Raw genomic sequence first — 15,865 nt, forward strand, 5'->3', positions numbered from 1 at the left:
TTCCCCAATATTAAACCCACTTAGCATAGCTTGCGACAGCTAGTGTCGTATCATATACAAAGTGTCCTATAAAAAGAGCCATAGCCTATGAAAGACTACAAGTTAGTAATTGCTGGATTAGTATTGCTATTTATAGTTATCCTGTTGGGCGTCTTTGCATGGCTTTGGATAAATAATAATAAAAACATCGACCCGCTTCCTATCTTGAGTGACAAAAACGCGCAATCAGGGCAAGATAACACAGAAGAAGATAGCAATGATGTCAAAAACGATACTGATGCCAATACTTTATATATTCAAGCGCAGCAGCCTTTGCAAGTGCCTTTAGACGCGGTCATCGTCAGCTTTGAAGCGCGTTACCCGCATATTCAAATACTAACAAATTACGTGCCAGCTACCGATTTGCTAATTTTAGACAATTCTAACGCCACTGATATAGTCATTGCGGATGATAAATTATCTGATACGCTGCTTAGTCTCTTGCAAGACGAGCTTAATCGAAACGTACAAAACAATGTCGTTAATCCACCAGCGCAGAGCCGTTCTGATACAGAGTCTGAAGAAGCGGCGGTAGAGAATAATGAAGCTCGCATTCTTAATCCGTTTGGTTATGCAATGAGAAATTCGCAAACGGTAGAAGGGGTGATATTGAGCGATAAACCGGTAGCCATTAGTTTTCGCAACTTCTTAATATCAAGCACAGGGCAAGACATTCTAAGACAGTATGAATTTAATAATATTGATGGCTATCAAAATAGTGTAGATGACTTATTTAACCCCACTTCAACTGCAAAAACTGCTGTGGAGCAAACGGAGGTAGTCAAAGAAGCGCTGACAAATGGTGAGTAACCAACAGTGCTGCTTTTAGGCAAATAAGTTAGCAACCAAAGTACTCAGTGATTGCTTTTGTGGCTTAGGTTTTTTACAATAGCACTCCAAAATGCGCCTATAGCTCAACAGGACAGAGCAGTTGCCTCCTAAGCGATCGATCGGGGTTCGAGTCCCTGTGGGCGCACCAACGACTATTATATTGCACTATAATAAGCTCTTGTAAGCTATGCGCTGCAAGGACTTATTGTTATTTTACACTCTACTGTAAATAGCCATTTTCAGCGGTTAATTCAGCTGGCAGATCTGTTTCTCCCAGTGCTTCTAACAAATTAATCTCTATAGTTCGAGATATCGCCGTAAGAGGCAGATGATTTGCCTCAATTCCAAAAGGATCTGTTATCTCCTCGCTTAGTGCATCCAACCCAAAAAAAGTATAAGCAATCACACCGCAAACTAAAGGCGTCACCCAGCCAAGTGACGTCGCTAAGCCAAAAGGCAACATAAAGCAGTAAAGATAAGTCGTCCGATGCACTAATAAAGTATAAGCGAATGGCAATGGTGTGTTATGAATACGCTCGCAAGCGGCTAAGACTATAGTCATAGAGGTTAGCTGATTGTCCATATTTTGTATCATAAGATCCGATGTCAATGAATGACGACGACTGTCACCAAGCTTTTTACCCATTAATCTTAGTAGATATTCAGGTAAATTGCCCGCTTGCTGCATAGCAAGATGATACTTAGGCTCCACAAAGCGCTCAACGTCCTGCCAAGGAGAGGTTTTGCGCAGTCTATGGCGAAGCGCATGCACAAAAGCAATGTTAAGGTTGATAAGACAGCGCTGGGTCTCTCGTCCAATCTCATCCTTATCCTCTATAAACGAGAGCACTTGACGAGTTAAACTGCGAGAATCAAATACCAGCTGTCCCCATAATCCTCGAGCCTCCCACCAGCGCTGATAGCTTGCATTGTTACGAAAGCCCAAAAACAAAGATAAAGCTATTCCTAACAAAGTAAATGGCGCAGCACCATAGGTAGAAAAAGAGCTGGGAATCCAGTGTTGGACAGCCGATATTAAAGCACTAAGCAAAGTAATAAGTAAAATCTGAGGATAAATATGAGGAATTACAGAGCCGCGCAGACTAAAAAGTATTTTGAAGGCATTAGGTTTTTGCCGGACAATCATGTCAGCTTCCTATCGATATCATGTCACTTGACTACCCTACAAACCAGTAGCTGGTAGTAAATAGATAGTAACAAGCCACTTGCTAAACTAGACGAATAAAATAATAGTTCGCTAATTTAACAGTAATGCGCTTAAATATCACCTTAACTACGTAAATATTTTAGCAGTGCCATAATAGCTAATATGAGTACTAAAAAAACTAGCGCCATAAATAAAAAGTAAATTATCATCATCCCCAAACCCATACCCTGCATCATTGAGCCATTCATCATACCGTGCATCGAGCCATGAGGCATACCATACCTAATTATCATTACAGTCTCTCCTTATCTGGCCTATTTCAGCTCCTCTACATCATCCTTTGTAACCTTAAAACCAAAACTTTACCCCAGCGGTCACACTGCTAGAATCAACGGCCGCGCCTTGTTGACGCCGCAGATCTCTTGCATTCCCCAAAGCTGACTCATAGCTAAAGCCGACATAAGGCGCTAGCTGACGACTTAGCATCTCATAAGTCAATCTAACTTCAGCTTCCATCTCATTAAAGCCTTTAGCAATACTATTATCTTTATCATCCTTGCTAAAAGCGCTTAGCTCCACCTCGGGTATCACTACCCAGTGCTGATCCAAGCGCCACTCGTATTCTGCACCCAAATCAAGCTGGACTTGACCATCGGTATATAAATAGGCTCTAGCATCGGTCTCAATAAAGTAAGGCGTCGTACCGACAATTCCAGCCATTATCGCAGATTTATCGTTTTCGGTATTATAAGCAACGCCAGCTTCGCCATTCCAAAAGGCAGCAAGCGGCGCCCAGTAAGCTAGTGAAGTTAGACTGTCAATGTCTTTATCATCTTTAGTTTGTACACTGCCTTCAGTGCGTAATCTGAGACGGCGGCTATCATCACCATACCAGCCTGTAACCTCAAAGTTTATTTGATCGTCCTCGAACTGATAGCCAAGATCATCTATTGATATTCCCCATAACGGCATACTACCCATCATCACCGGCTTACCATACTCGCCATAGCCCACACCGTTTGAGTAATCTGAACTACGAGCATCGGCTGGCGCTTCCCCACCTTGCATCCCAGACATATCCATACTGCCATGATCCATATCTGACATATCACCTGACATGTTCATGTCGCTATGATCCATGTCTGACATCTCAGCAGCATTGGCTAGAGGTGATAGTAGTAACAGCAAAGATGACATAAACGCTAGACTTACTTTATACCTTTTCATAATAACACTCATATTTGCAGGTTTATTAAACGACGGCAACTTCTCTAAACATGCCGGCTTCCATGTGATAAAGCAGATGGCAATGCCACGCCCATCGTCCCGCCTCTCCTGTGACATCGAAACTAATCTTTTGTGCAGGTTGTACCATTATCGTATGCTTGCGAACTTGAAAGTCGCCATTTGGCGCGCGCAAATCGCTCCACATTCCATGCAGATGCATCGGATGATTCATCATAGTGTCATTGACTAAAGTAATACGCACACGCTCGCTTGGTTTGATATTGACCGGCAAAGCATCTTTAAACATAAAGCCATCAAGCCCCCAAATATAGCGATCCATGTTACCGGTCAGATGAATCTCAAGCTCTCGTGTGGGTTTATGCTGCTCGGCCATTATGTCATCGCCGACAGAGCGCAGCTGACTATAATTCAAAACCTCTCGTTCAATGTTACGCAGGTTAATACCGGGATCATCGAGATTCATGCGCGGGCTATCGACACGCATAGCCGTTTTAAAATCATATTCGCTCTTAGCATGTTTTGCTTTATAGCCCTTATCACCCATCGCGCCCATCATATCGGCCATGGTTAGCCATTCGATCTTATCCATAGCTGGAATATTAGCGCGAGCGCCTTTTTTGGTAGCAAGCGTAGTAGCGACAAAGCCTGTGCGGTCAATATTTTGCGCGAATATAGTATGCGCGTCTTTAATCGGGGTAACGATGACATCATAACTCTCGGCGACACCAATACGAAAATCATCGACATCGACCGGCGCCACATCATTACCGTCGGTGCCGACGACTTTTATTTTAAGTCCAGGAATACGCACATCAAAGATGGTCTGCGCTGAGCCATTGATAAAGCGTAGTTTGACCGGCTGACCTGCTTTGACGAGCTGCGTCCAATTAGCCGCCGTGGTTTTACCATTCATCAGATAAGTAAAGGTAGTCTCACCCGATAGATCACTAAAATCTGTCGGCATCATGCGCATCTGGTTCCACATTTTGCGCTTATCGTAAGCGGCTTCTAAATCGGTAGCGGCAATATCAGACAACAGCTTTTTGAAATCTGGCAAATGATAATTATCAAAGTCAGCACGCTGCTTGAGTAGTTTTAACAAGTTATGCGGATCGCGATGTGTCCAATCACTAAGCAAAATAACATGGTCTTCCTCGACTGGATAACGCTCCGATCCTTTGGGCTCGATTACAATCGCGCCGCGCATACCGGTTTGCTCTTGAAAGCCAGTATGCGAGTGATACCAGTAAGTACCTGATTGCTTGAGGGTGAACTTATAAGTAAAAGTGCTATTGGCGGGTATGCCCTCAAAGCTAATACCAGGTACGCCATCCATCTCGAACGGTACTAGCAAGCCATGCCAATGAATAGAGGTCGACTCATCCATTTGATTATGGACACGAATGATTACCGTATCACCCTCTTGCATCTTAAGCGTTGGCGCTGGCAGTGAGTCATTAATGAGCGTGGCCAGGCTTTTTTTGCCGTTAACGATAATCATCTTTTGGCTGACATAAAGATCAAACTCATTACCCGTGAGGATGGGCACTTTATGATCGGGTTTATCGCTATTGACGGCGATATCTTTTTGACTGATAGCACTATTCGCTATGGACGGCAATGTGGATAGCATTGACGCACCGACTAAGGCCGATGAGCCTGTCAAAAAACGACGGCGGTTGAGACTATTATTATTCATAATATGACCTAGTTTATCTTATTGAAAATCTACTAACTGTTGTTTGACTTAGATAATTAATAGCTTATTACCAATGAGGTATCTTCTTGGCGCTTGGCGTAGGCTAAGACTTATTTACTGATTGAGACTACAGCTACAGCTGCGCTTCAGGTGACTCAATCTGCGCATAAACCGTGCTACTTCCATCTTTGTTAATTTGCATCACTTGATAAGGATCAAATCTGTTTTGATACTCCATGCCGGGGCTTCCCATTGGCATACCCGGAACCGCAAGGCCGATCGCATCACTTGGCGGATTGGCCAAAAACTGGGCGACATATTTGGCTGGCACATGACCCTCAAACACGTAGCCATCGGTAGTAACAGTAGTATGACAAGAGCGCATATTATTAGGGACGCCGTAACGCTGTTTAAAAACCGCTAAGTCTGCTACATCCTGCCCGGTGGCAGTCATTCCATGATCCTCAGTATGATCGATCCACTCTTTACAGCAGCCGCAATTGGCATCTTTATACACCGTGGCTGAGACGTTTTGTAAAAGTGTGGACGGCGTAGCGGATTTCGTTATAGGACTTTGTTCTACTGACGTTGCCTGAGACTCAGCAGCACTGGTGCTTGGTTGGCTACAAGCCACTAGCATAGAGCTGGCACTTAGCAAAACCATGGCAGCAAATCGCTTACTGTGTTTATTGTGTTTATTATTACTCATACTTTCACCCTTATTTATAAGATTGCTATTTGTAAAGTTGCTGTTTATAACATTGCTTTCATTCCATAATTTTATGATATAAAAGCGCTTGTTTATCGTGCTATCTCTTTAACTCTCTAATAGCTCTCGTCACTATAGAGTGTAGCTGATACATTCTGACTAATAGATGACGTACAGATGACAATGCTGTCATCTTCAGCGATTTAGATACTCAACCCTTAGCTATTGCTTTACTATTATTCCACAAAGTTTAGCATAGCTAGTTAGTGATAGCGGCCCGGCCAACTTAAAGGATAAAGCATGAAACTGTTATTGGTAGAAGATGAGCTGAAACTTGGCGAGTATATAAAAAAAGGGCTCAGTGAGGCCGGCTTTATTGTTGAGCATCAAGCGACAGGCTTAGATGGCTATCAGGCGATGATGAGTGGCAGCTTTAATGTCATCATTATGGATGTGATGCTCCCTGATGTTAGTGGCTTTGAGCTGGTAAAAAACTACCGCGCGGCTGGCAAGCTGACGCCTGTACTGTTTTTGACTGCCAAAGATGAGCTAAGCGATAGAGTAAAGGGCATTGAGATCGGCGGAGATGACTATTTAACCAAGCCTTTTGCTTTTGCCGAACTGATTGTGCGGATCAAAAGCTTATTGCGCCGAGCCAATCAAGCCGATTATCAAAACACTGTCTTGCAAGTGGCCGATCTTCAGCTAGATATCCTCAAGCGCAGCGTCTATAGAGGTGAGACGCCGATCAAACTGACGGCCAAAGAGTTTGCTTTATTGCAGTTTTTGCTTGAGCGGCAAGGAGAGGTCCTACCGCGTTCGGTTATTGCTTCGCAGGTTTGGGATATAAATTTTGATAGTGATACCAATGTCATTGATGTGGCGATAAGGCGACTGCGTATAAAAATAGATGATGATTTTGAGCTAAAGCTTATTCATACCATACGCGGTATGGGTTACAAATTAGAAGCGCAAGAGGCGTTAGATGTCTCTGGTGATAGCGCCACTAAATCCAATCCTAGTAGCGCAAAATAGCATGGCTTATCTATCTGACAAGGCTGACAGTCGACGACTGCCGTTACTATGGCGCACAATATTTTTATTGACCGTATTTGTAGTCATCTCGCAGGTTATTATCTATATCTGGGTTCAGCGCTCAGTCAAAGGTCATTTTGAAGAAATGGACGCTGAGATTATCACTCATGCTGCCTTTAATTGGCGACAGCGTCTGACTCATATTGCAAAGCCAAGTACTAACGCTAGCCTTTCAGAGTCACTAAACCCACCCAAACCTATAAGGCCAATGGGCAATCATTATTTGCATTCTTCTTGGCTTGATTACGATCTAAAAACCGTTATTAGCAATAAAAATGGCTCCTTGTTATTTAGCGTGCCAAGTGAGTTTGCTAATGAGTTGGACCGCAGCTTTGATCTGCTAGCTTTAAAACAAGCTCATCAAGAGCAGCAATTTGTAATTGAGATAAACGATAGACGCTATCGAGCTATCATTATTGAAAACGACAACGATAACGAGCAAACACTAGCGCTCATTGCCTTACCTATCGATATTCATCACCATTATTTATTGCAGTTTAATCGTCAGCTGAGTCTGATTTTATTGGCCATTACCCTGCTATTGGTCTCTATCGCTGCCCTAAGTGTGTATTGGGGATTTGCGCCGTTAGCCACTATTGTCCAAAAGATGAAAGCTATCAATCCAGAGAGACTCGATGAGAGACTCAAGGTAGAGGAGATGCCAACAGAGCTTAGAGCTTTGGCAGCATCCTATAACTTAATGCTGGCAAAACTTGATGATAATTTTCAATCCTTATCGCGCTTTTCGGACAATATCGCTCACGAGTTACGCACGCCAATAGCCACACTGAGTACACAAACGCAGGTGATGCTCACTAAGCCTAGAGAAAAGCTAGAATACATCGAACAACTGCATCAGCAGCATGACACCTTAGAGCAATTATCAGCGATGATTAATAATATGCTCCTGCTAGCCAAGACTCAAAAAGGGCTAAGTGATTCGCAGATTACTAGCGTAGATACCGAGAGACTCATTAGTAAGTTACTAGATTATTTTGAGATGATAGCTGAGGAGCGTGAGATCACTTTTACAAAAACTGGAGAGTTTCAGCCAGTATTAGGTGATGAAGGTTTATTGCAAAGATTATTTGCCAATTTACTGACAAACGCCATCTATTATGCCGCCAGCAATAGCACCGTTACTATATCAGCTGCTATCAATCCTACAAACACGGCTGTTAATGATAGGGATATCTCTAAAGATAATAAGAGTGATGCCCAAGCCTCAAAACAGTGTTGGCTACAGATAACTTTCACCAATCGCTTAACAAAACCGTTAACGCAAAGCGAAGCGGATCGATTGTTTGAGCGCTTTTATCGTCAGGATAAAACCAGCCAGCAGCAGTCAGGGTCAGGCTTGGGACTCTCTATCGTTCAGGCCATCGTCAATGCTCATAAAGGCCGAGTTACTATCACTATCAAGGATGAGTATGAGTTTGAGGTTGTAGTAGAGTTATTGATGGCTAAAAATCTCTCTAAAACTCAGTGATAGCAGCTGCCCGTACGTGCGCCGCTGGAAAGATGGCGCTAAAGGTTGAGCCTTTTCCCTCTATAGATTCAATCTGCAGAGTAGTGTCATATTGATAGAGTACATGCTTGACTATCGCTAGCCCCAACCCTGTACCGCCCGTGGCTCGACTACGTCCGCTATCCACCCGATAAAAACGCTCGGTCAACCGTGTGACATGGTTTGGGGCGATACCAATACCATTATCAGTAACCGCAAACTGACAACCTGCTGCCGTCTTGGTCCAGCTAATAACAATATTGCCTTGTCTTGGCGTATATTTGATAGCATTGATCACTAGATTAGATAAGGCACTGTTTAGATACATCTCTGAGCCGTAGAGACCATCATAGGTGTCTATCTGCAAATGTAGCGTATGGTCATATTCTTGGTTATAAGCCTGCGCGTCATCATAAACTTGCGTGAGCAGCTTAGTCATATCAATGAAATGCAGCTCATGGGTCTCTTCAATCTCAATGCGCGATAATAATAATAAATCATTGACCACTCTATTCATGCGCGCGGTCTGCTGGGTCATCAGCTCAAACCCGCGTCGCCACTGGGCTGGCATATCGGGCTGATCGGAGAAATTCTCCAAATAACCCATCAGCACCGTTAAGGGCGTGCGTAGCTCGTGCGAGACATTGGCCACAAAGTCGCGGCGCATTTGCTCTAAATGTTGCAGGCGCGTCACGTCATAAATAATCAGTAATTTCTCATCACCAAAAGGCGTCAGCTCGCATTTTAGGTAACGATTAGAATCACGCCATGACGCAATATGTACCCCATCATTGGGTGTCGCTGTACTCTGATAATACTGCCGAAACTCAGGCACATCAATAAAATCAAAAATACTAGCGCCCTGATCGCTGGGCTGCAATAGTAATAAATCCTCAGCCGCTTGATTCCACCACTGCAAACCGTCATCGTCATTGAGCAAAATCACCGCGTCACGTAAAGCCCGCAGAGCACTTCTTATTTTTTTAAGCTGTTCGGTATTATTCTCTAGTGAGGTTTGATGCTGCTGTTGCGCGCTTTGTCTTGGCATTATCTTTATTCCTTTTACTTACTGCTTTCACCTATTATTGTTCAGTCGAGACTATTCAATCAAACTAGAAAACCGATAGCCAGTACCACGCACGGTTTGAATCAAGGTATTGCAGTCATAAGGTCGTAGTAATTTGCGTAGGCGCCTGATATGCACATCAATAGTGCGATCTTCGATATAAACGTTGCCACCCCAGACCTGATCTAGCAGCTGCGCTCGGGTGTAAGCACGCTCCGGATGGCTCATAAAAAATGCCAATAGACGATACTCTGTCGGACCGAGCTCAATAACCTTATCATCGGCAGTGATGCGCTGGCTTTTGGTATCTAGGCTCAGCTTGCCGATCTCAATGGGCTTATCGCGACTCAGCGCGCTAGTACGGCGCAGTACCGCCTTGATTCTGGAGATTAATTCACGGGTTGAAAAAGGTTTGGTCATATAATCATCGGCGCCAGCATCAAGCCCGTGCACCTTGCTATCCTCTTCGCTTTTCGCAGTCAGCATAATAACCGGTATCTCAGCAAGCAGCTCATCACTTTTTAGCATCCGGCAAAAATCAATGCCGCTTTTGTCTCCAGGTAGCATCCAATCGAGCAAAATAAGCGCCGGCCTATGATCCACTACTTGCTGGTGCGCCTCTGCAACATCAGTGGCCTGCAAACTCTCAAAGCCTGCCATCTCTAGGGTCATTATTACCATCTCACGAATGGCAGGCTCATCTTCCACAATCAAAATCTGCTCATTACGCATACCACGACCTCAAAATCAAAGAGTGAAATTAGGAAATAAAAAACATTTAGCAGATAGGAAGTATTAAATGTCTGCCAATATCGGCCTATTAAAGCACTTTATTATGACAACTTTATGACATTTAGCTTTTAAAAAGACTAACAAAAAAGCTGACGGCTCATGATAACGACTTTTAGCCTAGATATCAGTCGTAAACGTCTCTTATGTAAATATTCGGCAAATCAAACTTTTATTATAAAAATCTCTTTTTCATCAAACTGTCATATTTGCCAGTCACAATGGCCTCACTAAACACGCAGCATGATTTACAAAGTACCAAAATTAACAATTATAAATATTCAATAAACACTTAAATAGGTCTAATTTTTAGGAGAAATAATGCGTTATTCATTGATGGCGATAGCAATCATTAGCAGCTTTACCTTAGCCGCTTGCAATCAATCACCCAATAGCAACCAAAGCAATGAGCCAAATACTTCAGCCGCTAATGTCCAATCTGCCCCATCTGCTGAAAGTATCTCGCTGAATATCACCGGAGCCGGTGCTTCTTTTCCGCAGCCCATCTACGCTAAATGGTCAGCGGCCTATAACGAAGCGACCGGCGCTCAAGTGAACTATCAGTCGATTGGCTCCTCGGGTGGTATCAAACAAATCATTGCCAAAACCGTTGATTTTGGGGCGTCCGATGCGCCTATGACGCCAGATGAGTTAGACGCAGCTGGCTTGATTCAATTCCCAACCGTTATCGGCGGCGTGGTGCCTATCGTCAATATAAAAGGTATTAAGCCTGGGCAATTAAATTTAGATGGCGCGATGCTAGCTGATATCTATCTAGGCAAAATCAGTCACTGGAATGATCCTGCCATTGTCGCTATGAACCCTGATCTAAGCCTTCCTGATGCGGCTATTACCACGGTCTTTCGCTCAGACGGTTCGGGCACGACGTTTAACTTTACCGATTATCTGGCTAAAGTCTCAAGCGCTTGGAGCACTAATGTCGGCGTCGATAAAACCGTGAAATGGCCAACCTCCGCAACTGGTGCGGGCGGCAAAGGGAACGAGGGCGTTTCAAGCTATGTAACACGTATGAATAACTCTATCGGTTATGTCGAATACGCTTATGCCAAGCAAAACGGCATGGCACACGTGGCGCTGAAGAACGCCGCCGGCAATATAGTGCAACCTTCTGCGCAAACATTTGCCGCCGCCGGTGACATCGACTGGTCTCAGCAAGAAGGGTTTTATAAAGTCATTACCAACTCTGAGACCGAGCAAGCCTGGCCCATCGCTGCGGCAACTTTTATCTTAGTGCATAAGCAGCCTGAGAATGCCAAACAAGTGGCAGGCGTATTGAGGTTTTTTGATTGGGCTTATAGCCAAGGCGGCGATGATGCTCTTGCTCTAGACTATGTGCCCTTCTCGGATACTGCCGTGGCTTTGTTCAAAGCAAAATGGAACGAGGTGGTAGATAGCGAAGGCAAGCCTATCTATATCACTAGCGCTAGTCCTGCGCAATAAATCAAGACTTAACCCGCTTAGAAAATAGAGGCTGTTATGGCAGATCTAAAATCGCAACTGGCAAAACAAAAACGCTATGACGCGATATTTGTCAATGCGACCAAAGCATTTGCACTGTTAGTGCTATTGTCGCTTGGCGGCATTATGCTGTCGTTGATTGTCGGAGCTTGGCCGAGTATCACCGAGTTTGGTTTGGGGTTTTATACCAGTAATAACTGGGATACGGTAAATGAGCAATACGGTGCGCTTGCGCCCATTTACGGTACGCTGGTTACCTCCTTTATCGCTATTTGTATTGCCGTACCCGTCAGCTTTGGGATTGCTATCTTTTTGACCGAGCTATGCCCCAACTTTTTAAAAAAGCCTTTGGGTATTGCCATTGAGCTGCTGGCAGGCATTCCCTCTATCATTTATGGTATGTGGGGCTTGTTTGTATTTGCGCCGTTTTTTGGTAATCACATTCAGCCTTGGTTTATTGAAAATATTGGCCCGCTACCTATTATTGGCAAAGTCTTTACCGGTGCGCCGATGGGTTTAGGCATCTTTACCGCCTCGTTAATACTGGCGATTATGATTATCCCTTTTATTGCCGCGACCATGCGCGATGTCTTCTCGGTGGTGCCAGACCTGCTAAAAGAGTCGGCGTATGGCATGGGCGCCACCACTTGGGAGGTGATGTGCAAAATCATCCTGCCTTATACCAAAGCCGGTGTGGTGGGCGGAGTGATTTTAGGTCTTGGTCGGGCGCTTGGCGAGACCATGGCCGTGACTTTTTTGATTGGCAATGCCTTTAATATTAGCCCCAGTCTCTTCACCTCTGGAGTGACCATCACCTCAGCACTGGCTAACGAGTTTGCTGAAGCCTCTAGTGAGCTGCACTTAGCGTCTTTACTACATTTAGGCTTAATACTATTTGTGATTACCTTTGTGGTGCTATCAATAGCTAAGCTGATGCTGATGCGTATCGACCAAAAAGCGGGGATTTAACTCATGAGTGCCATAGACAGTAATAGATATTTAAATACGCAAACGGCGCAGACCAGCCAGCCAACGTTAAGCTTTAAAAATCGCTATGATAAACAGCTATATAACAAACGCCGTTTTATTAATAAATCGGGACTCGCTTTTGCCGCATCCGCGCTGATATTTGGTTTGTTTTGGCTCATTTGGATCTTAATTACGCTGTTTGTCGAGGGCTTGCAAGGGTTAGTTGCGATGCCAGTATTTATGGCAGATACGCCGCCGCCAATGGGTGAAGGCGGTCTGCGTAACGCCATTGTCGGCTCAGTGCTACTGGCAGGTTCAGGATTAGCGATTGGAGCGCCAGTCGGCATGATGGCGGGCATTTATTTAGCAGAATTCTCTAATGGCAATCTGCTTGGCAAAGTCACTCGCTTTTTAAACGATATTTTATTGTCCGCACCATCGATTGTGATCGGCTTATTCGTTTATGCGCTGATGGTCAAGGGGCAAAGCTTTTCGGGCTGGGCCGGCGCTTTGGCATTGGCGCTGATTGTCATTCCTATTGTGGTACGCGCCACAGAAAACATGCTCAATCTAGTGCCCAATACTCTGCGCGAAGCTGCTTATGCCCTAGGTACGCCCAAATGGAAACTGGTCAGTACGGTGACGCTCAAAGCGGCTAAAGCCGGTCTGACGACTGGTGTGCTACTGGCTTTCGCGCGGATTACTGGTGAGACCGCGCCGTTATTATTCACCGCCTTAAACAATCAATACTTTAGCACTGATATGAGCAAGCCTATGGCTAATCTTCCCAATACCATTTATCAGTTTGCCATGAGTCCTTATGATAATTGGCATACGCTGGCTTGGGCGGCGGCGCTACTGATTACTATGAGCGTATTACTGTTAAATGTTATCGCGCGCTTTATCGGCGGTAAAGATTACCGTCAATAACTTAAAACCAATAACGAACATGGTTAATAGCCAAAAACAACACACTTATCTAAAAGCTCAACCTTTAAAATTTGAAACAATAGGATAATATGATGACCGAGGTATTAGAGAGAAAAGCGCTTGGCCAGATGACAAATACAAGCAGCAAACGCAGCTTACTAGACGAGGTGATGTATAGCCATAATCCGTATAAACAGCCAAGCGTCGACCATTTTATCAAGCAAACCATGGCAGGCATCTCTCATAATACGCCGCCTGCCAAAATAGCTATTCGTAACTTAGATTTTTATTATGATAATTTTCAAGCATTAAAAAACATCACTATCGATATTCCAGAGAGACAGGTCACCGCTTTTATTGGTCCCTCAGGCTGCGGTAAATCAACGCTGCTACGTACCTTTAATCGTATGTATGACTTATATCCTAGCATGCGCGCTGAAGGTCAAATCATGCTTGATAACCAAAACATTCTCGCCAAAGATGTAGATGTCAATTTGCTGCGGGCGCAGGTCGGCATGGTGTTTCAAAAGCCCACCCCCTTCCCGATGTCCATCTATGACAATGTCGCCTTTGGCGTGCGTCTCTATGAAAGGCTTAGCAAAGAAGAGCTGAATGCGCGTGTCGAGTGGGCGCTAAAAAAAGCAGCATTATGGCTGGAGGTCAAAGACAAGCTAAAAGCCTCAGGCCTATCCTTGTCAGGCGGTCAGCAGCAAAGGCTTTGTATCGCGCGCGCGGTAGCCACAAAACCTGAGGTTTTACTGTTAGATGAGCCAACCTCAGCCCTTGATCCACTCTCTACTGGCGCGATTGAGGAATTAATTAGCGATTTAAAAAACGATTATACTATTGCTATGGTGACGCATAACATGCAGCAGGCGGCTCGCGTCTCCGATTACACCGCTTATATGTATTTGGGCGATATGGTAGAGATGGGTGAGACTGATCAGATATTCACCCATCCAGCACAAAAAGCGACTGAGGACTATATCGCTGGTCGTTATGGTTAGACTGTGGTTGCTTAATAACTAAAAATAGCCTTTGCAATCTACGCCTTGCAAGGGTTTAACTTTTTATATAGTCGATACACTTTAAAAATGACATAGCGCTGCTGGTATAAATTTTGCTGGCGTGCTGCTTACATTCGAGCCTGCACGAAATTCACCCGAGCAGCGCCCTTAAATCTATAACAGTTTTACTTTCAACTGACTATAGTTAGAGAGATTGCTTTGGGACTGTAATTTATAAGCTTTAGCAATTAGATTATGGTTAAGCAGGAGGCAACCCCTCATAAGCCTTTTCTAGCAACTCTTTTAGCTCCTGATAATTATAGTCACGCGGATTATAATAAGGACTATCACCAACCATTTGTGCCACTTTAGTAGGACCCTCTTTAGGTAAACCAATATTTTTGAGTGCCATCTCGATACCCAAAAACTGGTTCAGACGATAAATTGCTAAACCCAATTCTTCGCGACTATCCACTGCTAATGCCATAGCCAATCTATCCATCGCTTCACTATCAGCATGGCGGTTATAATGTACGGAGTACGCAAGGATAATAGCGTGCGCCTCGGCATGAGGTAAATTAAAAGTACCGCCCAAGACATGACAAATTTTATGATGCATCGCCATACCCACCGAACCTAAACAAACTCCTGCCAGCCAAGCGCCATAGCTGGCTTTTTGTCGTGCGGCGATATTACTAATATCTTTGACGATTATAGGTAAGGCAGACTTTAGGGCTTGAATAGACTCAATGGCCATCAGACTAATAATTGGGTTTTTATCCTCTGCATATAAAGCTTCTATAGCATGCGCCATAGCATTCATACCTGAACAAGCTGAAACTTGCGCGGGTAAGCTTAGGTTCAATTCTGGATCATAAATCACCATCTTTGGCAGTACGCAGTTGTTTTTCCCTGTAGTCTTATGATGGTTATCAGTCACGCCATAGATAGCTGTCATCTCACTACCGGCATAAGTGGTCGGTATAGCGACTATCGGTAAATGCGTCTGTAAGGCAATCGCTTTGGCAAGTCCAATAGTAGAGCCACCGCCTAAAGACAGACAGCAGTCTACCTCATGCAGTTGAGCGTACGCTACCGCTTCATCGGCAATGGCTATCGGCACATGCATAACCGCATGCGGATAGACGCCGATGGATATATCTCCTAGTTTGTTTGCTAGCTCTTGCCCTGCTTTTTCTTGACCAGGCGTAGTAATGACTAAAACCCTTTGATAGCCCTGTTCGAGCAAAATATCTTTTACTTGCGCGGACTGACCTAAACCAAAATAAACCTCGACTGGCAACCCTTTATAATGAAAATCCTGCATTT

15 protein-coding genes and 1 tRNA gene are annotated in these 15,865 nt (G+C 44.3%); 8 read left to right on the forward strand and 8 right to left on the reverse strand.

Translation table 11 applies throughout. The features are described from left to right. Positions 1 to 87: 87 nt before the first annotated feature. Positions 88 to 849, forward strand: a complete 762-nt coding sequence (locus M0N77_RS05320; RefSeq protein WP_353104183.1) for a hypothetical protein — start codon at positions 88 to 90, stop codon at positions 847 to 849. A 93-nt stretch (positions 850 to 942) separates the two neighbouring features. Continuing rightward, positions 943 to 1,018: transfer RNA gene (locus M0N77_RS05325), tRNA-Arg, on the forward strand. A gap of 72 nt (positions 1,019 to 1,090) precedes the next feature. Here M0N77_RS05325 and M0N77_RS05330 read toward each other — a convergent pair. The 5 genes from M0N77_RS05330 to M0N77_RS05350 form a co-directional block, all read right to left on the reverse strand. Further along, positions 1,091 to 2,017 (reverse strand): bestrophin family ion channel, encoded by a 927-nt coding sequence (locus M0N77_RS05330; protein ID WP_353104184.1) that lies wholly within the window; start codon positions 2,015 to 2,017, stop codon positions 1,091 to 1,093. Positions 2,018 to 2,160: 143 nt separating this feature from the next. Further along, positions 2,161 to 2,331, reverse strand: coding sequence for a hypothetical protein (locus M0N77_RS05335; RefSeq protein ID WP_353104186.1), 171 nt, complete (start codon positions 2,329 to 2,331; stop codon positions 2,161 to 2,163). A gap of 55 nt (positions 2,332 to 2,386) precedes the next feature. Then, positions 2,387 to 3,265 (reverse strand): copper resistance protein B, encoded by an 879-nt coding sequence (locus tag M0N77_RS05340; protein WP_353104187.1) that lies wholly within the window; start codon positions 3,263 to 3,265, stop codon positions 2,387 to 2,389. 25 nt (positions 3,266 to 3,290) lie between these two features. Beyond that, positions 3,291 to 4,985: a copper resistance system multicopper oxidase gene (locus M0N77_RS05345; RefSeq protein WP_353104189.1), complete on the reverse strand. Its 1,695-nt coding sequence runs from the start codon at positions 4,983 to 4,985 to the stop codon at positions 3,291 to 3,293. 133 nt (positions 4,986 to 5,118) lie between these two features. Next, positions 5,119 to 5,694 carry a DUF411 domain-containing protein gene (locus tag M0N77_RS05350; protein ID WP_353104191.1) on the reverse strand — a complete coding sequence of 192 codons (576 nt, stop codon included), beginning with the start codon at positions 5,692 to 5,694 and terminating at the stop codon, positions 5,119 to 5,121. A 300-nt stretch (positions 5,695 to 5,994) separates the two neighbouring features. On the opposite strand from M0N77_RS05350, the gene M0N77_RS05355 reads away from it, so the two are divergent. Both M0N77_RS05355 and M0N77_RS05360 read left to right on the forward strand, forming a co-directional pair. Beyond that, on the forward strand, positions 5,995 to 6,729 hold the full coding sequence (locus M0N77_RS05355) for a heavy metal response regulator transcription factor (protein ID WP_353104193.1): 735 nt from the start codon (positions 5,995 to 5,997) through the stop codon (positions 6,727 to 6,729). A gap of 1 nt (position 6,730) precedes the next feature. Continuing rightward, positions 6,731 to 8,278 (forward strand): ATP-binding protein, encoded by a 1,548-nt coding sequence (locus M0N77_RS05360; RefSeq protein ID WP_371834218.1) that lies wholly within the window; start codon positions 6,731 to 6,733, stop codon positions 8,276 to 8,278. On the opposite strand, the gene phoR is transcribed toward M0N77_RS05360, so the two are convergent. Both phoR and phoB read right to left on the reverse strand, forming a co-directional pair. After that, a complete protein-coding gene (gene phoR / locus M0N77_RS05365) occupies positions 8,265 to 9,344 on the reverse strand; it encodes a phosphate regulon sensor histidine kinase PhoR (protein WP_353104196.1) in 1,080 nt (359 codons plus the stop codon). The genes M0N77_RS05360 and phoR overlap by 14 nt on opposite strands. A gap of 51 nt (positions 9,345 to 9,395) precedes the next feature. Beyond that, the gene (gene phoB / locus M0N77_RS05370) at positions 9,396 to 10,094 is read right to left on the reverse strand and encodes a phosphate regulon transcriptional regulator PhoB (RefSeq protein WP_353104198.1); all 699 of its coding nucleotides are present in this window, start codon (positions 10,092 to 10,094) and stop codon (positions 9,396 to 9,398) included. Positions 10,095 to 10,472: 378 nt separating this feature from the next. On the opposite strand from phoB, the gene pstS reads away from it, so the two are divergent. The 4 genes from pstS to pstB all read left to right on the forward strand — a co-directional run bounded on the left by pstS (position 10,473) and on the right by pstB (position 14,536). Continuing rightward, positions 10,473 to 11,612 (forward strand): phosphate ABC transporter substrate-binding protein PstS, encoded by a 1,140-nt coding sequence (gene pstS / locus M0N77_RS05375; RefSeq protein ID WP_353104200.1) that lies wholly within the window; start codon positions 10,473 to 10,475, stop codon positions 11,610 to 11,612. A 36-nt stretch (positions 11,613 to 11,648) separates the two neighbouring features. Then, a complete protein-coding gene (gene pstC, locus M0N77_RS05380; RefSeq protein WP_353104202.1) occupies positions 11,649 to 12,599 on the forward strand; it encodes a phosphate ABC transporter permease subunit PstC in 951 nt (316 codons plus the stop codon). A 3-nt stretch (positions 12,600 to 12,602) separates the two neighbouring features. Continuing rightward, the gene (gene pstA / locus M0N77_RS05385; RefSeq protein WP_353104204.1) at positions 12,603 to 13,529 is read left to right on the forward strand and encodes a phosphate ABC transporter permease PstA; all 927 of its coding nucleotides are present in this window, start codon (positions 12,603 to 12,605) and stop codon (positions 13,527 to 13,529) included. Between the two features lie 227 nt (positions 13,530 to 13,756). Continuing rightward, positions 13,757 to 14,536, forward strand: a complete 780-nt coding sequence (pstB, locus tag M0N77_RS05390) for a phosphate ABC transporter ATP-binding protein PstB (RefSeq protein ID WP_353105578.1) — start codon at positions 13,757 to 13,759, stop codon at positions 14,534 to 14,536. 259 nt (positions 14,537 to 14,795) lie between these two features. Here pstB and M0N77_RS05395 read toward each other — a convergent pair whose 3' ends face one another. After that, positions 14,796 to 15,863 (reverse strand): maleylacetate reductase, encoded by a 1,068-nt coding sequence (locus M0N77_RS05395; RefSeq protein ID WP_353104206.1) that lies wholly within the window; start codon positions 15,861 to 15,863, stop codon positions 14,796 to 14,798. Positions 15,864 to 15,865 lie beyond the last annotated feature (2 nt).

The sequence above is a fragment of the Psychrobacter sp. AH5 genome (assembly GCF_040371085.1).
Lineage (GTDB): Bacteria > Pseudomonadota > Gammaproteobacteria > Pseudomonadales > Moraxellaceae > Psychrobacter.